The sequence below is a fragment of the Mucilaginibacter sediminis genome (assembly GCF_051903035.1).
Classification (GTDB): domain Bacteria; phylum Bacteroidota; class Bacteroidia; order Sphingobacteriales; family Sphingobacteriaceae; genus Mucilaginibacter.
In genome coordinates this window covers 6778294-6804156 of the sequence record NZ_CP170602.1, presented here as the reverse complement: position 1 = coordinate 6804156, position 25863 = coordinate 6778294, and the positions used below count along the sequence as shown (strand labels likewise).

17 protein-coding genes are annotated in these 25863 nt (G+C 43.0%); 9 read left to right on the top strand and 8 right to left on the bottom strand.

Annotated features, from left to right (window positions below):
* The first annotated feature begins 524 nt into the window (after positions 1 to 524).
* Complete coding sequence (locus ACFGVS_RS28345; RefSeq protein WP_439696520.1) at positions 525 to 2018, top strand: TonB-dependent receptor; 1494 nt, start codon at positions 525 to 527, stop codon at positions 2016 to 2018.
* An 81-nt stretch (positions 2019 to 2099) separates the two neighbouring features.
* Here ACFGVS_RS28345 and ACFGVS_RS28340 read toward each other — a convergent pair whose 3' ends face one another.
* The 5 genes from ACFGVS_RS28340 to ACFGVS_RS28320 all read right to left on the bottom strand — a co-directional run bounded on the left by ACFGVS_RS28340 (position 2100) and on the right by ACFGVS_RS28320 (position 10606).
* Positions 2100 to 3935 carry an alkaline phosphatase gene (locus ACFGVS_RS28340; RefSeq protein ID WP_439696519.1) on the bottom strand — a complete coding sequence of 612 codons (1836 nt, stop codon included), beginning with the start codon at positions 3933 to 3935 and terminating at the stop codon, positions 2100 to 2102.
* Positions 3936 to 3991: 56 nt separating this feature from the next.
* Complete coding sequence (locus tag ACFGVS_RS28335; RefSeq protein ID WP_439696518.1) at positions 3992 to 5503, bottom strand: RagB/SusD family nutrient uptake outer membrane protein; 1512 nt, start codon at positions 5501 to 5503, stop codon at positions 3992 to 3994.
* A gap of 35 nt (positions 5504 to 5538) precedes the next feature.
* Entirely contained in the window at positions 5539 to 8817 is a 3279-nt protein-coding gene (locus ACFGVS_RS28330; protein ID WP_439696517.1) for a SusC/RagA family TonB-linked outer membrane protein, read from the bottom strand.
* A gap of 189 nt (positions 8818 to 9006) precedes the next feature.
* A complete protein-coding gene (locus ACFGVS_RS28325) occupies positions 9007 to 9951 on the bottom strand; it encodes a FecR family protein (protein ID WP_439696516.1) in 945 nt (314 codons plus the stop codon).
* Positions 9952 to 9997: 46 nt separating this feature from the next.
* Positions 9998 to 10606, bottom strand: coding sequence for an RNA polymerase sigma factor (locus ACFGVS_RS28320; RefSeq protein ID WP_090648271.1), 609 nt, complete (start codon positions 10604 to 10606; stop codon positions 9998 to 10000).
* Positions 10607 to 10731: 125 nt separating this feature from the next.
* Between ACFGVS_RS28320 and rpiA the strand changes: the two genes are divergently transcribed.
* Positions 10732 to 11418, top strand: a complete 687-nt coding sequence (gene rpiA, locus ACFGVS_RS28315; protein ID WP_439696515.1) for a ribose 5-phosphate isomerase A — start codon at positions 10732 to 10734, stop codon at positions 11416 to 11418.
* 39 nt (positions 11419 to 11457) lie between these two features.
* On the opposite strand, the gene ACFGVS_RS28310 is transcribed toward rpiA, so the two are convergent.
* From ACFGVS_RS28310 to ACFGVS_RS28300, 3 genes are all read right to left on the bottom strand, one after another.
* Entirely contained in the window at positions 11458 to 13002 is a 1545-nt protein-coding gene (locus ACFGVS_RS28310) for an FG-GAP repeat domain-containing protein (RefSeq protein WP_439696514.1), read from the bottom strand.
* A gap of 100 nt (positions 13003 to 13102) precedes the next feature.
* A complete protein-coding gene (locus ACFGVS_RS28305) occupies positions 13103 to 14878 on the bottom strand; it encodes a RagB/SusD family nutrient uptake outer membrane protein (RefSeq protein ID WP_439696513.1) in 1776 nt (591 codons plus the stop codon).
* Between the two features lie 11 nt (positions 14879 to 14889).
* The gene (locus ACFGVS_RS28300; protein WP_439696512.1) at positions 14890 to 18150 is read right to left on the bottom strand and encodes a SusC/RagA family TonB-linked outer membrane protein; all 3261 of its coding nucleotides are present in this window, start codon (positions 18148 to 18150) and stop codon (positions 14890 to 14892) included.
* Positions 18151 to 19041: 891 nt separating this feature from the next.
* Here ACFGVS_RS28300 and ACFGVS_RS28295 point away from each other — a divergent pair.
* The 7 genes from ACFGVS_RS28295 (at position 19042) to ACFGVS_RS28265 (ending at position 25852) form a co-directional block, all read left to right on the top strand.
* Complete coding sequence (locus ACFGVS_RS28295) at positions 19042 to 20001, top strand: sensor histidine kinase (protein WP_439696511.1); 960 nt, start codon at positions 19042 to 19044, stop codon at positions 19999 to 20001.
* Positions 19998 to 20705 (top strand): LytR/AlgR family response regulator transcription factor, encoded by a 708-nt coding sequence (locus ACFGVS_RS28290; RefSeq protein WP_439696510.1) that lies wholly within the window; start codon positions 19998 to 20000, stop codon positions 20703 to 20705. Before ACFGVS_RS28295 ends, ACFGVS_RS28290 begins: the two co-directional genes overlap by 4 nt.
* A 347-nt stretch (positions 20706 to 21052) precedes the next feature.
* Entirely contained in the window at positions 21053 to 21613 is a 561-nt protein-coding gene (gene efp, locus ACFGVS_RS28285; protein ID WP_090648241.1) for an elongation factor P, read from the top strand.
* Between the two features lie 670 nt (positions 21614 to 22283).
* Positions 22284 to 22562, top strand: a complete 279-nt coding sequence (locus ACFGVS_RS28280; RefSeq protein WP_439696509.1) for a hypothetical protein — start codon at positions 22284 to 22286, stop codon at positions 22560 to 22562.
* A 261-nt stretch (positions 22563 to 22823) separates the two neighbouring features.
* Positions 22824 to 23378, top strand: coding sequence for a hypothetical protein (locus ACFGVS_RS28275; RefSeq protein WP_439696508.1), 555 nt, complete (start codon positions 22824 to 22826; stop codon positions 23376 to 23378).
* A 324-nt stretch (positions 23379 to 23702) separates the two neighbouring features.
* On the top strand, positions 23703 to 24437 hold the full coding sequence (locus ACFGVS_RS28270) for a hypothetical protein (protein ID WP_439696507.1): 735 nt from the start codon (positions 23703 to 23705) through the stop codon (positions 24435 to 24437).
* Positions 24438 to 24604: 167 nt separating this feature from the next.
* Positions 24605 to 25852, top strand: a complete 1248-nt coding sequence (locus ACFGVS_RS28265; RefSeq protein WP_439696506.1) for a YdcF family protein — start codon at positions 24605 to 24607, stop codon at positions 25850 to 25852.
* Positions 25853 to 25863: the final 11 nt, after the last annotated feature.

Below are 25863 nucleotides of genomic sequence, written 5' to 3'. Positions count from 1 at the left end.
CCCCGTACCAGGGTGTTTCACCCCGTACCAGGGTGTTTCAGGGCGTACCAGGGTGTTTCAGGGCGTTTCACCCTGTCTCGCCCCGAAGCGGTACACACAGTTTATCAACACAAAGGGATAAATCCTTTTCAAAAATCATTTCTTCCTGAAATGAACCACTTTTTCAATCTTTTTTGGGGAACTGCCAACAGCCCATGTAAAATAATTTTCCTTAAGCCGCTTGTTTCGGACAATTTTTCGACAGGCGCGGTATCTAACCAAAATAAAACAGATGGATGCGTTTATGTAACATAAAATACGAAAAAAGCATCGGGAATAATATCATGATCTTCAAATGAGCGAATTTAGCATTTGTTAACAATTTATTAAACCTTACGCCACGCTTACTATCTAAATCAAAAAACAAATGCGGTTTCCTTGCCTTTTTACTAATACATGATCTTAAGTAAATTAAAAAACCGTATTTTTAAGGCGTCTTTTCAGATCATCATATTGGCAACAATAAACTATAATTAACTAAGGGTATGAATGCCATTCACAACAAGGATATAGGGACCAAACAAAAGGCACTTGCCATTAACCTTGATCCTAAAATATACGGTTCATTCGCCGAAATTGGCGCAGGACAGGATGTTGCAGCCAACTTTTTTAAGGCCGGCGCATCATCGGGCACTATAGCCAAAACCATGTCGGCTTATGATATGGTTTTCTCCGATGCCATTTATGGCGTACAACAATCAAGGCGCTATGTAAGCGAAGCCCGCTTAATATCCATGCTTGACCATGAATACGGGCTGCTAATTGAACGTTTGGCCGTACAACGTGGCGATTCCACAACGTTTTTTGCTTTCTCTGATACCGTTTCAGCTTTAAATTACAATAAAACCAACGACGGCCACGGCTGGATGGGGGTACGCTTTCAGCTACAGCCAAACGGCGCGTTTAATGATGTGGTTATTCACGTAAAACTGCTGGATAACGATACTAACCTGCAGCAGCAGGCTGTGGGCATTTTGGGGGTAAACCTGATGTATGCCTGCTTTTACTACAACGAAATTCCGCCGGTATTTTTGTTGTCGCTGATGGATAACCTATCAAGAGACAGGATTCAGATTGACATGATCCGCTTTGAAGGGCCTGATTTTACCAAAGTTGACAACAGACTGATGAGCCTGCACCTGGTAAAATATGGTTTTTCTGACGCTGCCGTATTTGGGCCCGATGGCAAAAACATGCAGCCTACCGAAGCGTTGTATAAAAAGCACATTGTGGTGATCCGCGGCCGTTTCCGCCCAATTATTAACGTGCATTTGGATATGCTGAATAATGGCGTTAAGCAATTTTTACAGGAACCCGATGTTGATAACACCAAGGTGGTAGTAGTTACCGAGCTTACCCTACAAGCTTTGAAAGAGCGAAACGCCGACCTGAATGCCGATATTGATGAAAAAGACTTTCTTGACCGGGTAGATATCCTGTGCTCGCTTGGGCAAACGGTTATGATTAGTAATTTTCATGAGTATTATAAACTGGTGGCTTACCTTTCAAAAATCACCCGGTTAAAAATAGGGATGGTGCTGGGCTTCCCTAATTTGGAGTACATCTTTTCGGAAGAACATTACAAGGATCTTCCGGGCGGTATCCTTGAGTCATTTGCTACGCTATTTAGCCGTAAGGTAAAACTGTTCATATACCCCACCCTGCGAGATGGCGTAATCTGGAACTGCCTTAAATTTTACCCGCCGCCACATCTTATCGATTTGTACCGCTACCTGATTGCCAACAACAAGATTGAAGATATCAGGCACTATAACGAAGGTAACCTGCATGTTGATACCGACAACGTGCTCCAGCTCATAAAACAAGGCTCTGCGGGATGGGAAGAATATGTACCTAACGAGGTAGCCGCCATGATAAAAAACCGGTGCTTATTTGGCTTCAATTGCGAAGTACCGCCGGTTAAGGTTGTTGCGGAAACTAATGAAAGTGATACCCAGACGCAAACAGCTACTGTTTAACATTTGCAAAATAATTTTAAACCATAAAAAAAGCCGCCGCATAACAACATATGCAGCGGCTTTTTTCTTGTAACCAATCCCCTATTTCAGCAACGCCTTCAGCTTATTAAAAATTTCCGTGTTGTTAAAAACGCCTCTAAAATCAAGCGAGTGCGGGCCGTAGGCAAATATGGGTACAGGTGTTCCGGTATGGTCATTGGTACTAAAATCGCCCCAAACGTATCCTTTGCCGATATTGCCATCCAGCAGGGTTAAACCGCCCGTTTCATGATCGGCAGTAACAATAACCAGTGTTTCGCCATCTTCGTCGGCAAAGCGCAGGGCATCGCCAACCATCCGGTCAAAATCGCTGTTCTCGGTAATTACCTGTTTCAAATTATTGCTATGACCACCGTGATCAATCTGCGATCCTTCTATCATCATAAAAAACCCGTTTGGTGCATTTTTAAAAGTTTGGGTTACTTTTTTAAATGCAAGCGGCAAATAGTTTCCCCGGCCATCCATTTTGGGCCTGGTTACGCTATCGTCCATTAACGCAAGGATTTTTGTTGCAGGCGTATTTAAAAACTCATCAAAAGTGCGGATAATGGTATACCCGCGTTGTTTCATTTTATCGATGGGCGTTTGTCCATTTACCGGCTGGATAAAATCTTTATAAGCCGACCCTAAAAATATATCAACCGGCGATGATACTATTTGACCGGCAATATCGGTGGCATTACTCCTTTCGGCATTATGAGCGTAAAAGGCTGCGGGTGTTGCATCGGTAAGTTCGCATACCACAATGTCGGCCGTTTTTTTTCCTGCTTCGGCGCTGTAATCGGCCAACGATTTTAATGGCTTACCTTCCGGATCAACCCCCACTGCCCTATCATTTGTTTTTTGTCCCGACGCAAAAGCTGTCGCGCCGGCAGCTGAATCAGTGATGTAGGCATCGGCCGAGTAAGTAACCGAAAAGCCCATGTTAAGCATCTGGAATATATTAAGCTGCCCCCTGTTGGCACTATAAGTGGCGTATAGTTGCGATAAGCCCATGCCATCGCCTATACATAAAATGATATTTTTAACCTTTTTTACCTCACCATCTGATTTATAAGTTGGGTGATAAATAACGTAAGGTTCTGGAGCAATGTATTCAGATTTCTCTTTCCTGTTTAAAAAATTGCCGAGCCCTTCTATGTCATCGGTTCCTATAACATCAACGCCCAAGCGCAACATAGCCAGCCAGCTGCTTTTGGTATCGGGAGTTTCGTAAAAACGTATTTTTTTGCCGGCATGATGAACGCTGTCGATGCCACCTTTTATTCTTTTAATTTCATCGGCATTAAATACGCCTTTACCATTCCAATGCACATATTTGCTTAGCGGGAAACTCACCAATCCAATTTTTTTCCATTGAGCTGGCGTAAACCCATCTAAATGATCAACATCAAAAGATATCCAATCCGGGTAGTTTGGCATTACAGCTGCCGGAGGTACCGCCCCCGTCATTACGATAGATAACCTGCCGGGATGCCCATCATAGGCAAAATATTTTTCTAACGGTTTAAGTTCGCTGATCACCAAGGGCAATATCGCTTTATAATCTTCTTTTATTTCGATAAGCAGCCGCAGGTGTCTTTGCGGATCGCGGTTAAGTTTCTCGATTAGCGGATCGATATAGAGGATTTTCAACGAGCGTTTGGCGCTGATCTCCTTTTTATCATGCGCCACCATCAGTTGGCCGTTTACCGCATACACATCGGCCTCAATTGACCCAAAACCTTTTTCATAGGCCCGATAAAATGGAATGTTGTTTTTGTAATCATTGTGGGAGTGTGCATCGGCAACGGTATACTCTTTAATTTGTGCGCTCACGCACAAGTTTATACCAAGCAGCAAAGCGGTAAGCAAGATAATTGTAGTACTGTTTTTCATTTTTTAGTTCAATGTAAAAAACCGGGCGTTGCCCGGTTTTAAAGGTATAAATTTATTTACCAGCCTGCATTTTGTTTTAGCTGTCCCTGGCTTATCTGGATATCTTTTGGCGGTATAGGCCATACATTATCCCTTGCCGGGTCAAAATTACGCGCTTTCCAAACTACAGATCCATTAGCTCCATGCAATGGTTTGGCGTAAGTAGCCTGTGCATCGCCCCAACGCACCAGGTCAAAGTTGCGGTCGCTCCACTCACCTGCCAGTTCTACACGGCGTTCGTGTTTTAAATCAGCCATGGTAGCACCCGATTTTGGTGCCAGCCCAGCCCTTACACGTACCAGGTTTAAAGCTGCATCTCCGTTTTTACCCTGCATAATTTGAGCCTCGGCTTTAATGAGCAAAATTTCGGCATAGCGTAATAACGGAACGTTTAAATCTGTCGACGGCTCATCGCCATTAGGGCTTACGTGAATGCCGCCGGCATAGCTAAACGGCTCCATGTATTTATTAAACTGGTAACCGGTTAAGCTGTTGCTTTTGCCACCAATTGGGTAAGTATACGTTTGTCCAAAATACTGGAAAGTATCACCGTTTTTAAGAATAGTTGTTGCCAGCCTTTTATCACCGGTTTCAAATTCGTCAACCAATTCCTTTGTGGGCTGATAGTAGCCAAAACCATTGTATAAACCCCAGCCTTTATTCTCCAGCATAGCACCAGGCAAAATGCTTTGCCCGTTTAAATTGCTGGCTACTGACCAAATGTACTCGGAACTATAGTTATTGGTTATTTTAAATACATCGGCATAATTAGCTAACAAAGCATGTTTGCCACTTAGAATAACTGAATCGGCATATTTTTCGGCATTGGCATAATCCTTAGCGTGCAAGTAGGTTTTGGCCAGGTATGCCCATGCGGCTGTTTTGTGCGCCCTACCCTTATCAGCGGCAGCAAGCTGATCAAAATAAGGTAACAGCGATGCCGCTTTCTTTAAATCGGCTTCTATGTAAGCGTAATTATCTTTAACTGAAGCCAATTGTACAGGAAACGCGATTGGATTAGCCCGGTTTTGAAGGGGAGCTCCCTGTTTATCGGTACCATATAAATCGGCAATTTCCAGGTGCATAACCGCGTGTACAAAGTAGGCCTGCCCCAATATAAAGTTTTTGGTAGCCTGATCCATGGTGATGCCGGGCACATTAGCTATAACATCATTTGCCCTTTTCATTACCACAAAATGTAACGACCATGGCGCATAAATGCTGTTTTCGTTACCGGTACAAACAAAGTTTTTGATATTTTCTCTATCGGCAGATGTACGGCCAACTACCATATCATCACTGGCGTTTATAAACCAAAAGAAACCTCGGCCATACAGATCCTCGCTGTTGCTCTGTTTTTCGTAAAGACCATTAGCTGCCGCCTGGGCATCACTTGCGTTTTTCCAAAAGTTGGTGCTTGTTGGCGTACCTGTAGGCTTAATATTATCTAACGTGCTTTTTTTACAGCTTTGCGCAAGTATAATTACCATTACACCTAACAAGCCTTTAACTATATTTTTAAATTTCATCTTAATTGTCTCCTTAATTCTCTAATACCTTGTTGTTATAAGCCTACGTTAATACCTATTAAAATGATCCTCGATTGTGGGTACAAACCTAAATCGACCCCGTTTTGGTTGATACCAACTTCCGGGTCAAGGCCCGAGTATTTGGTAAATGTGGCCAGGTTTTGCGCGTTGGCAAAAACCCTTGCACTACGTACCCCTATTTTGGTCATCAATGTTTTTGGCAGGGTGTAACCAAGTGTTACATTTTTGATGCGCATGTAAGAGCCATTTTCGACATAAAAATCAGATACGTTACCAAAGTTGCCATTGGCATCACTTGCCGAAAGCCTTGGTATGCTGGTGTTGGTATGTGTAGGGCTCCAGGCATTTTTGGCATCGGCCAGCAGGTTATAGTTTTGGATTGATGCGTTTAAACCTGTGTATTTAACGGCGTTGAAAATTTTATTGCCGGCAATACCCTGTAAAAACACGCTCAGGTCAAAGTTGCCATAGTTAAAGTTGGCTGTAAAGCCGTAGTTGAATTTAGGAAACGGCGTGCCTAAATAGGTTTTATCGGCATCGCTAAGCTTACCATCGCCATTTAAATCAAGAAATTTAATATCGCCCGGTTTTGCATTTGGCTGGATAAGTGCACCCGACGAACCTTTATAGTTGTTTACCTCATCCTGGGTTTGGAACAAACCGGCTGTTTTGTAACCGAAGAAAGAGTACAGCGAGTATCCCTGCTGCAATTGAACCGGAACCAGGTTATCCCTCACCGTTGGACTTGATAAAATTGTTTGCTGGCCTGGTAAAATATCCTGGATCTTGTTCTTTATATATGATCCGTTGGCGGCAAGGTTATAATGCAATTGGCCAATACTGTTCTGGTACTTAACCGATAACTCGATACCTTTATTCTGAATTTCGCCGCCGTTTACAAATGGCGGGTTAGATACACCAAAAACGGCCGCTACCGGTGGTTGAAATAAAAATTGAGTGTTTTTTTTCACAAATACATCGCCGGTAACATTTAGCTGGCCGTTTAACAAACCTAAATCGAAACCGATATCTGTTTGGGTTGCTTTTTCCCATTTGAGGTCAAGGTTGGCCAGGCCATCAATTGCTGATCCTGTTATTGCCGCGGCAGGGCTGCCCAAATAGCCCGCAGTTTTGGTTAAGGATACCGACGTAGGAAAGTAAGGCAAACCAGCAAGATTACCTGACTGGCCATAACTTGCCCGCAATTTTGCAAATGACACTAAACCATCGGCCGGAAAAAATGATTCCTTACTAATCAACCATCCTGCAGATATTCCAGGGTACGTTTCTGTACGGTTTTTACTGCTCAACTTCGAAGTAGCATCGCGCCTTATGATGCCGCTCACAAAGTATTTTCCTTTATAATCGTACCCTACCCTACCTAAATAAGAGATGAGGGCCGTTTCGTTTTTATTGCCCTGCAAAGGAACACCTGTTGGATTCAATGTCCCATTTATAATGTACCGGTATGCCGGATCTTCGCTCAAATAATTATCAGTATTTACACTAAAAAAATCCTGCGTATCATCCTGGTAAGTATAACCTGCCAAAGCAGTTACGTGGTGATCACGGCCAAATGTCCTGTCAAAGTTTAAGGTTTGCTCGGCAAGTATCGTCCTTGAATTATTTTGTTCCTGGAAAAGGAAGTTATCAAAAAACTTTTTTCCCGGCTCCAGTATCCTGGTGCTGAAGTTTTTGATAGTCTCCATGTTTTTGGTAACTGCCAGGTTCGAGCGGAATTTTAACCCTTTAATTATGCTTACTTCTATATACGGGTTTATGGTAAAGCTGGTAACCGCATCGCTGTTATCCAGGCGTTTTAAGTAAGCAACCGGATTTATAACATCACCATATGAACCTGCATAAGCAGCAGGCACACCACCAAAGCTGCCATCGGCATTATAAATTGAGGCGTTGGGCGGATAAAATATGGCTGATAATATAGCACCTGTATAAGCGCTTGTTGTATTGGCCCCCTGGCCGTTATTGTAGGAGAACGACATGCTTTCGCCCATTTTAAGCCAGTCTTTTATCTGGTGATCAGAATTCACCCTGAAATTGTAGCGCAGCGAATTAGTGTTTAAAAGAATTGCATCGTTTTTACGATACCCTCCAGACACAAAGAATGTTGATTTTTCGTTACCTCCACTGATATTAAGGCTATAATCCTGTACATGGCCGGTCCTGAACAATGCATCAGTCCAGTTTGTGCGGGTGATGCGCGAATCGGGGTTTACAGTGGCATCAAAAGCCGGCAGACGCGTTTTACCAGCATTGTCATATGCCGTATTTATAGCGTCGGCATACTCGGCAGCATTTAAAGCCTGCAATATTTTAAGTGCATTTTGTTCACCTCCCTTTACCGAAATATCCAGATTGGTTTTGCCTTGTTTACCGCGTTTGGTAGTTATTAAAATTACACCGCCCGCTGCCTGGGCACCATAAATAGCGGCATACGAATCTTTCAAAACATCGATAGATTCGATATCATTAGGATCAATAGGTCCACCGTTATAAATGGTACCATCAACTACGGTTAAAGGACCTTCGCTATTTACTGAACTTCGTCCACGTAACCTGATGCTAGGCCCGGATGTTGGGTCGCCACCTTCATTTAAAACGGTAACACCGGCTATTTGCCCCTGCAGCATTTCGGTAACCGAACCTACCGAACGATCCTTAACATTTGATACTTTTAATGAGCCTATAGCACCGGTTACATCCGATTTTTTTTGCGTACCATAACCTACCACCACTACCGCCGATAACCCGGTTATATCTGCACTTAAAATAACATCAAGCGGTGAATGATCGGCAACTACCTCCTGGGTTTTGTAGCCGATAAAAGAAAAAACCAGTACCTCGCCCTGCTCAACCGATATTTTAAAAGCACCGTTAACATCTGTTGAGGTGCCGGCCTGCGATGTTTTGCTGCGGATGGCAACACCTGCAAGAGGACCGTCTTTGTCGCTCACGGTACCGGTTATCACTACTTTTGCCGGCACTTTTACCACTTTTTTACGCGAAATAATGATGGTGTTATACTTCTCGCGGTACTCCAGTTGGGTGTTGCTGGTTAAAGCATTTAATACATCTTTTAGTGGCTTGCCTATAAAAGTGCTCGCTTTTACTTTAACTGCCGCCACATCATCTAATTTGTAATTGAAGGCCACGTTGTTCATGGCCTTTTTTAATTTTTCGAGCGATGCATCCATCGTCTCATCGGCAAACTTTACAGTTACCGGCTGGTCAATCAATGATGCTTTACGCTCGGCCAGGGATTGTCCCGGCATCAACGTTGCGAAAATTGTTAAGAGCAATAAAATTGCGGTCATTAACTTTCTTGAAATCTGGGATAAAGATTTTTCCATACATTTGTTTTTAAAAGTGATTAGTAACCGCCTGTCTGGGTTTAGTCTGGGCAGTTACACTTAATAAGCCAGTGCTTGTTAGTAGCAGGCATTGGTTTTCTTTTATATCTATTATTTAATAGTTACTACATCCCCGTTAAGCCGGTATTTACGGCCATCAATAAACTGCAAAATATCAAGCACCTGGTTAATGGTTAACTTATTTGAAAACCTAACCGAATAATGTTGCCTGCTCAACCTTTTACCCGCGTATTTAAAATTGACGTTGTACCTGTTTTGCAGGTAAACGGTCACCTCTTTAAACTCAACGTTATCTAAAATCAGGTCGTCATGCATCCAGCTTAGGGCGTGGTCGCCAATAATGGTTTGTCTTGAAAAATTTTGGTTTTGTTTGTTGTAGGTTACCTGCTGCTGCGGTGTATACATCCCTAAGGTATGCTGTCTGTCATGCACTTCAACCTTACCGCTGTTTACAAACACTTGTATGGTTGGCAGCTCGCGGTAAAACTTAACGTTAAATGAGGTACCCAACACCTGTGTGGTAACACCCGCCGTGTGAACCAGGAAAGGTTTTGTGGCATCGTGCTTTACATCAAAAAAGGCTTCGCCGTTTAGCAAAGTTACCTCCCTTACAGCAGCGCCGAATTTAACCGGGCACCTGATGGCGCTGCCCGCGTTTAGTTGCACAAGGGTATTATCGGGCAGCAATACTTTTTTCATTTGACCTTTAGGCGCGGTGATCACCTGGTAGGCAATTACCTCAGCTGGTTTAGGGCCTGTAAACATGCGGTAACCCAAAATGCCCGCAAAAAGGGCTATTAGAATAACCGCGGCTACTTTTAACCAGGCAGTGTTTAAACGGGTTATGCGGGGCTGGTTAACGGTTTGCGCTTGTATTTTATCCCAAAGGGCCTGCTTTAAACGCCCCACAGGTTGCGGCGTATCCTGCCGGCGGTTTAAATCCTGCATCAGCATTTGCAAATACGCTAACTCTTCGTCGGTGCATTTGCCTTCGTTAAATTTATCAAGTAGTTTTTTGATTTCCTTTTCTTTCACTTATAAGCCTTTATACTTACCAAGTGACAGCAGGACGACGTTTGTACTATAGCAAACGCAAAAAAATTATCAGCAGCAAAAATTCGCTGAGCTTATCGGGCGGGATGACGTTATAATAATGGTGAACTGCTTTTTTTAACCGGCCAAGGGCGCTGCTAATCTGGTTACGCACGGTTTGGTGCGATATGCCTAATTCTGCAGCTATTTGCTGCCCGTTCATATCCTGTTCGCGGCTGCACAGGTATACCTGGCGCATTTTTTCGGGCATATCGGCAATTTCGCGGTTTATTAAAAAGCTTAGCTCAGCAAATGACAATTTTTGGGCGGTACTGTCCTCGGCCATATCCGGCAACTCCATAAAATCATTTAATGATTGTGGTTGTTTACTTTGCTTTTTGAACCACTTGTAGGCCATGTAATTTACCGATACAATCAGGTAAGCCTCCAGCGGGCCGTTTACCTGTATGGTGTAGCGGTTTTTCCATACCGATAGGAAAAGTTCCTGCACCATATCCATCGCCTCATCTTCATTCTGCGTTTTTTTAAGGGCGAAGGCTATCAGTTTATCGGCGTAACGCTCATAAATTTCCTGAAATGCACAATCATTCCCGCTTTGCAGTTCCAATAAAAGTTGAGCATCCGAATACTGTTTCACAAGCCTTTTTTATAGGGGTAAAGTAACGCCAATGATATTAATTTAAATTTAAGGATATATTAAAGCTTTGGAAAGCGATCCAAATATATTTTTTTTAATTCAAAATCTCTGTTTAGCTTACACTTATGAACGATTTAAAACTTGAGGCGGCAAAAGCAGCCGTAAAATTTATTAAACCACACCAAACCATAGGTTTAGGAGCGGGCAGTACCATTGCCCACCTCGTTACACTGGTAGCCGCTGATGATGAACTTGCAGCATCAGTTACCTTCACATCGTCATCTTTTAAAACTACGGCCATGCTTGCCAAAAACGGTTTAAGGGTAATGGCACCGGCACTGTTAAACCGCCTTGATATTTATTTTGACGGGTGCGATCAGTTTGATAAACAACTGAACGCTCTTAAAAGCGGCGGCGGCATTCACACTACCGAAAAGATCCTGGCATCAATGGCCGATGAGTTTATACTGATTGGCGATGCGGGAAAATATACGGATAGACTGGATACCACCTACCCCATGGTTATCGAAGTTTTGCCCGCCGCGTTGCAAATCGTATTAAAACGACTCGCCGCAGATTTTCCGGGTGCTAAAATTAATCAGCGTATTAGCAGCCAAAAGGATGGCGCAGTGGTATCAGATAACGGTAATATGCTGGTTGATATATTTTTTGCGAAACTTTTACCGCTGAATGAGTTAAACATCAAGGTAAAAATGATACCGGGTATTGTTGAGCATTCTTTGTTTTATGGAATGGCTACCAAAGCTATTATTGCCGGGGAGGATGGGGTTAGGGTGATTGAAGCTGTTTAAGAATCAATCATTTTACATAAGAACAACAGACAAGTTGTACTAATGTCTGTTTAAAAATTTATTATTGTTTTTTAATACAACAAACGGTGTGTGAATATTCCAACTTGGGTTTACAGTTGCATCATTAATAAAACCCATCGAAAAATTGCCTAAAATAATATCCGGACTGCCATCGCCATTGTAATCTTTAACATCCATACAAATCCAGCGCCCCCGGTTGAATATAGGCAGGTTGTGGGGTATAAAATGCATGGGGCTGTCCTGCTCAAAATAGGTAAAACCTTCGCCGGGGTTCTTCTTCAGGTCTGAGAAAAAGGCAATCAGCGCTATATCCAGCTTGCCATCACCGTTAAAATCGGCAGCTATGGCTTTGGTGGCTCCGTTTACGGGATAAAAATAAGCTTGCTTAAATTTAAAATTGCCCTGGTTAAGGAATATGTAAACGCCGTGGAAGGGTTTCAATATTTTTGAATAATCGCTGTTATCGCCGCTTGTGTATAAAACGTCCGGTAACCCGTCGTTATTAAAATCGACCAGCTGAAAACTGCTTGAGCCATACATAGGCGGAAACCTCAGGATATTCCTACCTGTAAACCCTCCTTTATGGTTATTCAAAAACAGCCACACACCTTCATCAGCCTGCGCAAATAAACACGCTACATCGGGCCAGCCATCGTGGTTAAAATCACCAATAACGGCATGCTCGGCACCGGGCATGTTGCTGATGATGTGTTTTTCAAACTGGTTTCCGGCCAATTGCTTATACCAGTACAAGCCACCCAAACTATGGCCAAACCCGCATACCACCCAATCCTGCAAACCGTCTTTGTTAATATCGCCCGGTACGGATTCTATTGGCCTTGGCAATTTATCGGCAATCTGTATTTCCCGTTGATAGTTTATTGATTTTAAATCCACTTGTTTTACAAAACCATTGGCTATATCAACGGCATCCATCGAACCGATGAAAGTAAAAACGCTTTGCCCGCCGCCTTTATCATCTTTACCAAATTGCACATCAACCGCGGGCGAAGGGTATTTAACCGTTGATAATAGCTTCAGCTGGTTTGACCACTGGAAAATACTGCTATTCATCCTGTCGCTGGTATAAATACGCTGCCCCGCGGTATCAAATGCCACCAGGGTAGTTGTTGCTAAAGGCACATCGTGGGCAGGCTTTATTAAACTGAAATTGGCCCAGTCTTTTAACGGGAGAACAGGAACCCTTGCGGGCATCAATTTCTTTGGTGATCCTTTGGTATAGTAATCAACAATTTTTAACCAATCGTCATAGGATACCGCCGATTTTGCCGACAGGTCGTTTACGTATTGGTCATCGGCATAAACTTTTATGCCCAAACGGGGGGCCATTGCGGGCAGTACGTGTTTTGTCCAGGTTTCCTGGTCAAGCAGCCGTGGTTCGGGATATTGATGGCAGTTTTTACAATAGGTAGCCGACAAACTTTTTCCATCTGTTGCAACCACATGCGGTTGGGGGCTGTTACAATTAGAAGAGACGAAGCAAACTACTGCTGTAAATAAAAATAAGGTTGATGTTAAAATGTAATGTTTGCTAAACCTCATAACCGGCTGCTAAAGTTTGTTGATGAATGTGCCTGTATTTTTATATACAAAAAGAGGCAGCTAATGCCACCTCTTTCTGTTTTATCAAAAATAAACAATATTAATAACCAGGGTTTTGTTTCAGGGCAGATGATGATCCGGTTGATTCCAGGTCGATTTGTGCCTGCGGAATTGGATAAACCTCGTTTTTGCCAACTGTGAAATGTGCGCCGGTAACATCGGTTATGTTTTTGCCATCGTAGCCAAAATAAGTTGCCAACGACTGCTGGGCTGTACCCCAGCGAACGATATCAAAAAACCGATGGCCTTCCATACCTAACTCCAGCTTCCGTTCAAAATAAATAGCTTTTAATGCCACTGCTTTGCCCGAGAAATAACCGGCAGGGTACTGGCTTACTACATACTTTGCAGCCGGTGTGGTAGTATAGCCGCCCATTGGGTTGGCTGCATCTTTATAAGTGTACACTATGCTTGCCGGTTTAGCTGCCCTTGCACGTACCAGGTTTACGTATGATAAACCCAAATCGCCGGTGCCCAATTGTGCTTTGGCTTCGGCCGCCATTAACAATACATCGGCAAAGCGGATAATATTAACCTGGTTTGCATTACCCGGCGCCCAGGTATGGCTATCGCCTAAAGTACCCTTCGTAGCCTGGTAATAAACATTCTTTTTAGGCGAGTACGGACCAGCCGAGCTTTGTTCGCGAATCCAGTTTTGACCAGGGTGATTACCCCAGTCAAGATACGGAATACCACGGCGGCCAACTGTCCAGTCTAAACGTGGGTCAAGGTTGCCGGCATCAAGTGTAAAAGCAGCAGTTGATGCAATGCCCTGGTCGTTAACTACAGCGTGGCTGTTGTAGTCATCTAAATAAGGTAAGCCGGTAGCATCGGTACGGAACGAGTTAGCCAGATCTTCGGTAGGCTGAAAAAATCCGCAGCATCCAAAAGGGCTGTTGTACGGGTAGTTCAGCATATCGCCGTTATTGGCTTCGCTGATAGTTCCGGTACCATCGTTTGCCGCCTGTTGAATAGCAAAAACGGTTTCCTTATTGTTTTTGGTTGCTGCGTTAAAGTTATCCTCGTAATTATCCGTTAAACCATAAGCAACACCTGCCGAGTTTGTTCCACCAGTAATAACTTCGGTAAATGTTTTATCGGCATTAGTATAGTCTTTTTGGTACAGATAGGTTTTAGCCAGGTAAGCACCTGCTGCCCATTTGTTCACCCTGCCAACCTGTGTTTGCGTTGCCGGTAAGTTTGCGTAGGCAAATGCAAAATCGGCAACTATTTTTGGCCATATATCTGTGGTATTGGGCTGCACAAAATTGGTTGTGGTTTCATCGATATAGGGCACGTTGCCAAACATCTTTTTCAAGTCGAAATAATAATGACCGCGTAAAAACCTGGCCTGGCCAATAATATTTGCTTTATCGGCGGCGGATATGCTTGCCACAGCGGCTACTGCTTTTAACACATTGTTTGCCCTTGTTACACCTTCATAATCGGCAATCCATTTGGTATTTAAAAAACCGTTACTGGCATCAACCGTAAATGTTGCTATCGAGTTGATAGCAGGCTGATCGATACCGGAACTGCCTTTGTGAGCATCACCACCGGCCACGCTGCCATATATCCAGTTATCGGGTGATGCTTCCCAGGGATTACCGCCACCAAAAGCAACGTTGCCGCCTTTTTGGCCATCGAGCGCCGAATATGCGCCAATCAAAAGGCCATCTACACCTGCCGCCGTTGTTATTTGCGCCGTACTTAACGCACCCAATGCAGGCTGGTCAAGAGACGACTTTTTGCATGAACTTTGAACTATACCAGCTATAACTAAAGTACAAACTGATAAACGTATGATATTTTTCATAAAATCTTTAATTAAAATTTAACTTGTACACCTAATAAATAAGTACGGCTTGGCGAGTAGTTACCCCTATCAACACCAAAGTTGGTGCTGCTATTGGTGTTACTGGTGGTACCGCCACCCACAATCTCGGGATCAACGCCGGAGTACTTGGTTATGGTAATTAAATTAGCTCCTGATAAGTAAATACGTGCGCTGCTTAAACCAATTGATTTGATCAGGTTAGGTGCAAACTTGTAACCTATCTGCAGGTTTTTTAAACGCAGATATGAGCCGTTTTCTACATAATAAGAGTTGGGTACAGTATTGGTACTAAATGAGCCATCAATTTCCTGGATAGGTGCTTTGGCATTCATATGGGTAGGCGTCCATGAATCATACAAAGCTGTTTTGCTTTTTGCACCCGCAAAATTGGCGTAAAAATCTGTCCACCATCTTACATCATTCCAAATCTTGTTGCCGTACGAGCCATACCAGAACATATTCAGATCGAAGTTTTTATAGGTAAAATCGAGATTTAAACCGCCCGTAAATTTAGGGTTAGGATTTCCAAGCAATGTACGGTCACTGGCATCTACTTTACCATCGCCGTTTACATCGGCATATTTAAAGCGGCCAACAGCGGCATCGGTTTGATAAGTACCCCCTGCTTTTGTATTGGCTGCATCAATTTCGGCCTGCGAATTCCAGAAACCATCAGTTTTGTAACCGAAGAAACCGCCCACAGGGCCACCTACCTGGTTACGTATAATGGAGCTGCCATTAAAACGGCCCGAGTTTTGGTCAAAGTAAGGCTGACCTACCGTAACGGCCTTAATAACATTATGATAAGTAGTAAACGTTAATGAAGCGTTCATTTTCAGATCATGACCCAGGGTTTGATGCGTGCCAATGGCAATATCCAAACCCGTATTATTCATAGCCCCAACGTTGCTGTATGGCGCTGTTGCAGAGCCTGCGGTACCTGGCAGGTTTGGATTGAATAGCAAGCCGGTGATGATCTTTTTGTAATAATCGGCAGATATATCCCATTTCTGGTTAAAAAACGAACCATCAAAACCAATATTTAAGTTTTTATCAAGCTCCCATTTAGCATCGGGGTTACCTATCCTGGTTTGGGTAAAACCGGCAACAGTACTGGTTGATGTACCGGCAATATCATAGTATGAATTGGTTTTGATTGCGCCAAATGTGGTAAAGGCGTTGGATGGGTCCACATTGATCTGGTTACCCATTACACCGTATCCACCGCGGATCTTCAAATCACTTATCCATGCCGCTTTTTTCAGGAAACTCTCCTGCGATATGCGCCAGCCCACGCTTACTGCCGGGAACCAGCCATATTGGTAAGTTAAAAACCTTGATGAACCATCACGACGGAGTGTTGCATTTAACAGGAACTCATCATTAAAAGTATAATCTAAACGCGCAATCAGCGATTGTAGCTTATCTCTTTGGATGGTGCTATAAGCAGTTGGCGTACCGGTACCTGTTGTTATAGTGGTATAATTTTTATCAAAAGTAAAGTAACCGGTATTGGTAGCACCCAGGGTTTCGTACCGGTTTTTATAGTTCTCTGTACCTACCAGTAATTTAATATCGTGTTTACGAATGGTTTGGTGATAGGTTAAAGTATTTGTCCAGGTGTAATTGTACCCGTTAAATGAGTTCTCTGAGTATGAGTTGGTTGTGTTGTTTTCAGAGTTCTCGTATTCAGGGAAAGTAAACGAGTGGTTATAATCAGAATAATACTCGCCGCCAAACTGGGTGCGTAAGGTAAAGTATTTCAGGAAATCAACCTCGGCAAAGGCATTACCAAACAGCCGGTTATAAGCTCCATAATTATTGCCGGTACGTTGTTGTACAGCCACCGGGTTACGGGCGTTACCTAAGTTTGCTGTATTTGAGCCGGCATAGTTACCTGCAATATCATATACAGGAATAATAGGCTGCTCGCGGAAAGCCATACCAATACCAGAACCCTCGTCATTTTCATTGATCAGCGGATTTTCTGTTACCGAGTATGATAAGTTTTCGCCTACCCTGATGTGTTTAGATACATTAAAGCTGGTATTTGCCCTTACGGTATAACGCTTATCATAAGTATCTATCAGGGTGCCCTTCTGGTTGTAATAGTTCATGGAGAACAAGTAAGTGGCCAGGTCTGAACTGCCGCTTAAAGCCAGGTTATGGCTTTGTATAGGGGCCGATTTAAATATTTCATGATACCAGTCGGTGCCTGCTTTGTTGGCCTTTGTAATACGGTAAAAGCCAGATGGATCGCCGGAGGTATAAAACGGGTTAACGTAATACTTTGATGGATCGACAGCCGGATCGCCGTCATGTACGCCATAAGGGCCTGTACTACCCGCGCTAATATAATCGGGCAATACATTGCCGTTGGGGCCATACAGGTTGCTGCTTAAATCAACCGGTATTCCTTTTAAAGCAGCGGTATTTTGAATGGCCAGCGTTCTGAGGCTGGTCATTTCCTGCGGATTTAACAAGTTAAACACATTGCCGCCTTTAGGTACCTGGGTGCCGTAATAAGCATCATAAGATACGCTTACCTTACCGGTACCTTTTTTAGTGGTGATAACAATTACACCATTGGCAGCGCGCGCACCGTATATTGATGCCGAACTTGCATCTTTTAATACCTGCATGCTGGCCACATCATTGGGGTTAATGTCGCTTACGTTTGTAGTGGGTACACCATCAACAACATACAGCGGCTGGTTGTTGCCAAACGTATTGGCGCCACGAATTTTTACTGAAGGGTTTTCGCCCGGCTGCCCCGATGCAATAACGGTTACACCCGCTGCCTGGCCCTGCAACTGGTTTTCTACTGATGATGTTGGCTGCCTGTTGGCGGCGGCTACATCAACTACGGCTACCGCACCTACCAGGTCTTTTTTTCGCTGGCTGCCGTAACCTGTTACTACCACCTCGTTTAAGGTATTGTTACCGGCAATCAGGGTAATGTTCAAATTAACATCAGCACCAACGGTTATTTCTTTAGTAACATAGCCTATATAGGATATGACCAGCGTGTTACCCGGACTTAACGAGAGGGTAAAATCGCCGTTAACGTCGGTAATGGCACCGGTTGCGGCGCCTTTTACCCGTACCGAGGCGCCAATGATAGGTAATTTGTCATCGCTGGCGATAACCTTTCCCTTGTACTTTGTTTGGGCAGTAACTACCACCGAAGAAACCAGGCAGCATAACAGCACACCCAGGAATCTCCCTTTTAGGAGTAAACTTTTAAACATGAATTTGAGATTTAATTGATATATATTTGGTTATTTATTGATTGCAAACAGAACGCGTAATCACCTATTAATCAGCTGTTAAATAATGCGTTCCGGATCTCACCCCGGAACGCAAATCCAATATCATTTCTCAAGTGATATTGATCAACTAATTCTCAAATGACACGTTTACTAAATCATTTAAGCTCTTCAGATACCGATATTATCAACCTTGTTGATTTACAGTTTTAGCTGCGCAAAACCGTAAAATCAGTTCGTCAATACACGTGTATCGCTAATTCCTTATCCCGATCACCAGGAGCACAAAAGGCGCCTGTTAAAAATGTTTACTTATGTAAAAGAGGCCACACGATTTGCGCGCCCCAGGTAAATGCCCCGGTTTATTATAATTGTTCACAAATAATAAAATAATAGAATTATAGATTTTAATAAATCGACAAAACATACCTGTTGTAAGACCAAACAGGTAAATAATGCGACAAAAATATTTTCGCTTTTTGACGCGCCGGAATAGCAGAACTTGCGGGGATATTATATATTAGCAAGAGTTTAAAAGACTGCCATAAAACCGATTTAAAACCAGTTTCACGTATAAAATCTGGACAATTTTAAAAATAACAGCTTTTGCGTGGATATTTCGCAATGAATTAGTATGTACCAGCCAGGCAATCACATGTTTAAACATCAACAATCGATTGTCCCCTGTTTGTTACTATTTGTATTGTAAAAATAATACTGCATTTATGTATATAATTTCATTAAACCTTTTATAAATGTACTTTAGCCATGCATGATAAAAACAATATAATAGGTTTGAATTTGTACAATAAAAAATTCAGGATTTGGGCGCATGTATGCGTTTGGCTTGTTCTGATGGCTTTACCATACATCATGCATTCAATCAACGTATTGCCTTCCCGCACGTTTACAGGCAAAGAAATGAGCGGGTTTATTAAGCTTGATTATGTGGGTTATATTTATTGGATAGCCGCTTTTTATTTCAACAGCTTAATTCTTATCCCTCATTTGTTCATGAAGGGTAAATACCCTTACTATGTGCTGGCTGTACTTTCAATTTATGCCATTTACCTGTTTGTATACCATCATATTTATAACTGGCTGGAGATAGACCTGCCTTATGGGCTGCTGCGCACCAGCTGGCTGCGGCTGCCCGCGTTTTTACTCACCATGGCGGCAAGCCTGGCCTACACTACCATAAACGGCTTGCTTGACTATCAGGAAAAGCTGCGCGAAAAGGATAAAGAGAAATTAAAAACCGAGTTGTCTTTCTTACGGTCGCAAATAAGCCCCCACTTTATATTTAATGTACTTAACAACATCGTATCGCTGGTAAGGTTAAATAGCACCGAGCTGGAGCCTACGGTAATGAAACTTTCGGGATTAATGAAATACATGCTTTACCATACCGATGAAGAGAAAGTGAACATTAAGGTTGAAGAAGAATACCTTAACCATTATATTGATTTGCAAAAGCAGCGGTTTGGCAAAAAAGTTAAGGTAGAGACTTCATTTACCATCCTGAATAAAAACCAGCTGATTGAACCGATGCTGTTAATCCCGTTTGTTGAAAATGCCTTTAAGCATGGGGTTGGTTCCATTGATGACCCGCGTATTATAATTGAGTTAGTTACCGATGAACGATTTTTAAATTTTACCGTTATCAACAAATATAATGCTTTCAATACCGCGCCGAAAGACGAATCGTCGGGCATAGGCATAGCCAACGTGAGCCGCAGAATAAACCTGTTGTATGAAAACAAACATCAGTTAAGCATCAAAAGCGAAAACAATTGCTTTGAGGTTAACCTGATACTAAAATTAGATGCATGATAAATTGTATTGCAATTGATGATGAGCCGCTTGCCTTAAGTTTACTTGCGGATAACATAAGCAAAATTCCGTTTTTAAACCTGCAAGCCGCCTGCGACGATGGATTTTCGGCCAATAAAGCCATGCAGGAAAACGACATCGATTTAATATTTGTAGATATCCAGATGCCCGGAATGACGGGGCTTCAGTTTATAAACAGCCTAATTAAAAAACCGTTGGTTATCATTGTATCGGCCTACAAGCAATATGCTTTAGATGGCTTTGCGTTAAATGTGGTTGATTACCTTACCAAACCAGTCCCCATGGATAGGTTTATGCAGGCCTGTAACAAAGCAAAAGAGCTTGCCGAACTTAAGGCGTTAAAATATGCATTAAGCCCGCCTGCCTTAAACTACACTTATATAAATGCCGGGTACACGGTTGTTAAAATTACATTTGATGAAGTGCTATACCTGGAAGGTTTGCGGGATTATGTTAAAATATACTTTACAGGCCATAAAAAACCGGCCATTGTGCGGCTCAGCTTTAAAAATGTAGAGCAGAAATGGCCATCGCATTTCATGCGCATTCACAAATCTTTTTTTATTAACGCGCAAAAAATTGAAGCTATCAATAAAACGGCGGTTATTATTAACGAAAAAGAGATTCCTATAGGCGAAGCTTACCGGGCTGCCGTGACGGCGTTAATACAGTCAAATAGTTAGAAACAATTCGGCCGATATCCTTTCAAAAACCTTGTTTCATAAAAAAGGGCCGAAAAACTCTCGCAGTTTTTTGATCGGCCCTACATCTACCTATGAAAAACAATCCTTTGAGAAGGATATTAATTTATACTCAATTACAGTACCAAAAGTTACATGTTGATTAAAATAAATAAAACAGCACTTTAATTTTATTTACGCAACAGCTTGTGGAAATACTTCTACTATTATTGTGTAATAAGGGCGCGATTGGGTATTTTATATATCGCAATTACCTATGCAAAAATTAAGAAACAGCGAAACCCAAAAAAGCGTATATCTTTGCGCACAAATTTTATAATTATATTTTCATGGCAAAGGCATCTGAAATTAAAGTAGGAAACATTTTACGCTACAACGGCGAATTGGTAACAGTTACCGAAGTACTGCATCGTACACCGGGTAAAGGCGGAGCTTTCTACTTGGATAAATTTCGTAACATAAAAACCGGAAAAATTGTAGAGGCCCGTTTAGCAACCGACGAACAGGTTGAAATTTGCCGTGTAGAAACCAATGATTACCAATACCTTTACGAGGAAGGCGATTATATGGTGATCATGGACAATACCACTTACGATCAGCTAAGCATCCCCAAATCGTTATTTGGCCCATCAGCAAGGTTTTTAAAGGAGGGGATGAATGTTATCGTTTCTATCGAGAGCGAAGAACCCATTATGGCCCAGGCGCCCAACTTTGTTGAGCTGGAAATTACTTACTCCGAGCCGGCCGTTAAAGGCGATACTTCATCAGGGGCATTAAAAGCGGCCACTACCGAAAATGGTGTGGAAATAAAAGTACCATTGTTCATCAACCAGGGCGATAAAGTAAAAGTTGATACCCGCACCGGCGAATATATCGAGCGTGTAAAATAATAAAACGGCTTGTACAGGTGTTCGCTTTTGGGCGAGCCTGTTCGGGTGTTCGGGGAGCGAAAAAATCAACTACAAATCTCTTCCCCGAACACTTTTGTTTTTTCATTCTCCTATGCGGGAATGATGGTAAAAACATCAAATTACTGCACAAAAACAGGTAAAAAGATCAATTTTTTACTTAGTATTTTGCAAAAAATCATACAAAAAAACTACGGGCGTTTCCCCAACCGGTAGAAGTTGGGGCCAGGCCTTGCATTCATACGCGCACAAGGCATTAGGCGCGTCCGACACTCAGGCCCTCTCCCGCGGCCGGTATCCATTGCAGTCCTTAACGCGAAAACGGTTATAACACAACATCGTGGTAAATTATAGGAGCAGCTAAAAATCGATTTAGCTACCGGCAACATTCAGGCACCGGCTATTCTTATTCTATTACTTTAAAAAAACCGCATGATTTTGTGAAGATAACAGATTATCGCGACTTTTGGACAGATACGAATTTGATGAAACCGATAAACTTTTAAACTAATTACCCGAACACCCTCCATAAACGCGGCTTTGGGATTACAACCGGCTTTGTACACCCGCCAGCCCCTCTACGAGAGCCCCTTCGGGGACGGGCAGGAAACGTCACCGGGGACAAAAAAATTAAATTAAATCTTAAATAAAAATGAGTGATATTTTAGAATCAAAATTAGTTTTTCAACTCCTGGTGGGGTTTGTCATTTTTATCCCATTCTTTTTAATCGCCAAAATATATTTAATTGTTAAAACATCCGATTGGTCAATTTTTAATGTCGTCCTGGTTTCTCTTTCATTTTTGGCGCTTGTACTCATCTTTATTTTCGCTTTTACGGAACGCCAAAGGCTGGCGATTGGAGTATTTGTTGGAGGGTTGATAATTATCGCAGGGGGATTGTTAATTGCAAGGAGGATCATCAAAAGGTAGCATCGGCCATGCTTTCAGTCCCCTCGCATCTCTCGGTAGAGCCCCTGAGGTACCCGCCCCCCTCGCATCAACGCGGCTTTGGGTCTACAACCGGCTTTGTACAACCGCCGGGTCCTCTACGAGAGCCCCTCGGGACGGGAACTATTCTTATTCCGCACGGATTTATCGGCTTAATTAACCTTACGTCTTCCACTTGTATTTCAGTTGTAATTTCAGCATTGTTGTATAACTTTAGCCTATTATGACCAAATCAATCACAACATGAAACTTTCCGCATTAATTTCAACTATTGCACTGCTATTCATACTTACTTCTTGTGAGCAAGCAACACCCAAAACAGAACTTCAAAAGAAGATGGAATTAGATAGCTTTTCAAAAGCTAAATATGGCGAAAGTTCCGATGAACACGTGAAAAAGATGGTTGATGCTACAATGGCTAAAGCTTTGCTTGATACCATCGGCCTCTATAAAGCACCTGTTAAAGTATTAAGCGCAAAAATCGTTAAAGAGGAGTATTCATCGTATCGAAATGTACATCTCAAATACAAGAATGTATCTGGTAAAACAATTGCTGCAATTAAGTTTAACTGGTACGGCGTCAATGCCTTTAATGAACCTGCTGATCTTGGGAATTCATATGCCGCGGGTTTTGGAGGAGGCTTTACCGACGATGCATTAAAGCCCGGACATTCTGACGATGGTACCTGGAGCGTACTTAGTAGAGACGCGAAAAAAATAAAGATTGCCTGGCCTACAGAGGTATCGTTTACAGATGGTACAACGTGGAAGATAAAGTATTCGCAAAGCCCCAATTAAACGGTAGCGGTTATCGTTAATATTAAGGTAGTTATAATTGCTTTATAATGGAGATGAGCGATGGGATGGAGCGATGGGATGGAGCGATGGGCGAAACTTTTAAACTAATCCTTAACACTGTGCCCTCGCATAAACGCGGCTTTGGGATTGCAACCGGCTTTGTACGACCGCTGGGTCTTCTTCGAGAGCCCCCCGCGGGGACGGACAAATAAAACACGAAAATGCCGTTAATAACAGCTCAAACATAATTTCCAGCAAACTCCTCCCTTGCCGCCTCAAAATATTTCCTCTACAAATGCGTTTATTAACATCACCAATAAACCCATGAGATTACCCCTAACCTTACTGCTCCTGCTTACATTAACGCGTTGCCTTGGCCAGACGCTGAGCGCTGTGGACAAGAAGCTGGCCGATGTTTACGAAAATGTGCCGGAGCGGTACACTGACGACCAAAAAGAAGCCAGGATGGAACTTTTTGAAAGGCTGTTGATGAAATATACCCGGCAGCTGCCCAAAACGATAAGTTACCCGTTTAAAAATTTGAGCGAAACGAGCGCGGTATATATCTCAACCTCGGACGATAGCAACCTGCGCATTTACTCGTACGACAGGAACAGGAGGCGGTCGATGCCCTGGTTTAATAATGTGTACCAGTACAGGGCTAATGGCAAGGTACTGGCCAGGCACGTGAAGCCTCCGCACCAATTGGTGCCCGATTATACCATTTACAAAATTAACACCCTGGCTGCAGGCGGCAAAACCTACTACATAGCCCAACGCGTCGCCTTTGGCGGCCTGCTTACCGAGTACAGCCTCCGGTTTATGGCAATAGAGAACGGCGGGGTTAACGATAACATCAAACTGTTACAAACAGGCAAAACGTTTGAAAACGTGTTGATATGCGGTAAGGTCGACGAGCTGAACGGCGAGCAGAAATTCAGCATAGATTATGATAAAGCCTCGGGCACCATTTCGATGCCGGTAGTATCGGATGATGGGAAGGTTGGCAGCAAGCGGGTTGTTTATAAGTTTAACGGCAAGTGGTTTGTGAGGGTGTAGCAGACAATGAAAGCAAATCACAACGCGACCACTCCAAACCTGGCGAACTATTTACATTCGTAATACTTTACTTGCTCCCAGTACCCAAACCATCTATGAGATTGTTACCTGGAGTTAATCTTAAGTTTAATTAGGAGGGGTTTCTTTACGCTTTGTAAAAAACGCCTATGAAAAAATTTATAGTATTATCGCTGTTGTGTCTCAGCTGGTTAAGCAATTATGCCCAGGCACCTTTGACAGCCGGTATTAAAAGAGCATCAACCGACTACGTGGAGGTTAAAAATTACTACTTGCTTTCCCTTTTTGAGCAGGATAACCAGGTAAGTTTATTACTTAAAAACGATGCCCAACTGGCGCAGCTGGCGCAACAAAAACTAAGCAGGCTTAATACATCTCTTACCGATTGCGGCGATGCATCGTGCTTAACCGCCGCTGTTAAACTCACCGATGAAGAGATCCGGTTAGTAACCGGGCGCCTTACCGCGCTTTATAAACCAGGCAACGCTTTGGACAAGTTGGTAAAAACAAAGCTGATTCCATCCGGCGCGTATAGTTTATATAAAAAACTGCCCAATGTCGAACTCTTGCAGAAGGCCTGGGAGCAGGATGCCGGCAGTGTTAATTATACCATTGCGGTATACGCCGAAGGGAAAAAACCTAATTATCCGCAAATAGATTCTATCAGTTACAATGTTCATGCAAAGGCTTATCGCACTTTAATGTACGATGTTACTGCTACCTTAATTGGCGACGTTAAAAACATGCGTTTGTTTTTTGAGCCGTCGATGCAGGCTGCATTGCTTTATCTGCAGATAAATGAGCGGCAGAATCCTGCCAACTACGAGCCTATGGAATTTGGGGTGAATAAGGCTGCAGTCAACAGGATAAAAAGCATTAAATGGGCCGGTTATCCGTACTCAAACATCCTGGTGCCCGGTGCAGGGCCCGACAATTTAACATCGCCTTTAAGCGGCGAAGGGATGCTGCGCTGCAGGCTGGCCGTTCAGCAATATAAATTGGGTAAGGCTCCGTTCATCATCGTATCCGGCGGCAAAGTGCATCCATTCAAAACAAAATATAACGAAGCCGAAGAGATGAAGGTTTACCTGGTGAAAACCCTGCACATCCCCGAAAATGCCATCATCATTGAGCCGCATGCGCGCCATACTACTACCAACATGCGTAACAGCGCCAGGCTTATCTATAAATACGGCATCCCGGCCAATAAGCCCGGTATTGTGGTAACAGATAAATCGCAAACCGATTTTATTATGACGATGGATGCCCGCTGTCAAAAGGAACTGAACTACGTGCCTTACAAACTGGCCAAACGTAACTCGGAAACCGAGGTTGAATACTACCCGGTTGAAGATGCCAAACAAATCGATCCCGACGAGCCACTTGACCCACGATAAACATTCAACAT

What these genes read in the sequence shown, in the direction of transcription:
- ACFGVS_RS28310 (WP_439696514.1), bottom strand. Translation starts at nt 13,002, where the DNA reads ATGAGGTTTAGCAAACATTACATTTTAACATCAACCTTATTTTTATTT.
- ACFGVS_RS28295 (WP_439696511.1), top strand. Translation starts at nt 19,042, where the DNA reads ATGCATTCAATCAACGTATTGCCTTCCCGCACGTTTACAGGCAAAGAA.
- ACFGVS_RS28335 (WP_439696518.1), bottom strand. Translation starts at nt 5,503, where the DNA reads ATGAAATTTAAAAATATAGTTAAAGGCTTGTTAGGTGTAATGGTAATT.
- ACFGVS_RS28275 (WP_439696508.1), top strand. Translation starts at nt 22,824, where the DNA reads ATGAAACTTTCCGCATTAATTTCAACTATTGCACTGCTATTCATACTT.
- ACFGVS_RS28330 (WP_439696517.1), bottom strand. Translation starts at nt 8,817, where the DNA reads ATGCCGGGACAATCCCTGGCCGAGCGTAAAGCATCATTGATTGACCAG.
- ACFGVS_RS28265 (WP_439696506.1), top strand. Translation starts at nt 24,605, where the DNA reads ATGAAAAAATTTATAGTATTATCGCTGTTGTGTCTCAGCTGGTTAAGC.
- rpiA (WP_439696515.1), top strand. Translation starts at nt 10,732, where the DNA reads ATGAACGATTTAAAACTTGAGGCGGCAAAAGCAGCCGTAAAATTTATT.
- ACFGVS_RS28345 (WP_439696520.1), top strand. Translation starts at nt 525, where the DNA reads ATGAATGCCATTCACAACAAGGATATAGGGACCAAACAAAAGGCACTT.
- ACFGVS_RS28305 (WP_439696513.1), bottom strand. Translation starts at nt 14,878, where the DNA reads ATGAAAAATATCATACGTTTATCAGTTTGTACTTTAGTTATAGCTGGT.
- efp (WP_090648241.1), top strand. Translation starts at nt 21,053, where the DNA reads ATGGCAAAGGCATCTGAAATTAAAGTAGGAAACATTTTACGCTACAAC.
- ACFGVS_RS28300 (WP_439696512.1), bottom strand. Translation starts at nt 18,150, where the DNA reads ATGTTTAAAAGTTTACTCCTAAAAGGGAGATTCCTGGGTGTGCTGTTA.
- ACFGVS_RS28280 (WP_439696509.1), top strand. Translation starts at nt 22,284, where the DNA reads ATGAGTGATATTTTAGAATCAAAATTAGTTTTTCAACTCCTGGTGGGG.
- ACFGVS_RS28340 (WP_439696519.1), bottom strand. Translation starts at nt 3,935, where the DNA reads ATGAAAAACAGTACTACAATTATCTTGCTTACCGCTTTGCTGCTTGGT.
- ACFGVS_RS28270 (WP_439696507.1), top strand. Translation starts at nt 23,703, where the DNA reads ATGAGATTACCCCTAACCTTACTGCTCCTGCTTACATTAACGCGTTGC.
- ACFGVS_RS28290 (WP_439696510.1), top strand. Translation starts at nt 19,998, where the DNA reads ATGATAAATTGTATTGCAATTGATGATGAGCCGCTTGCCTTAAGTTTA.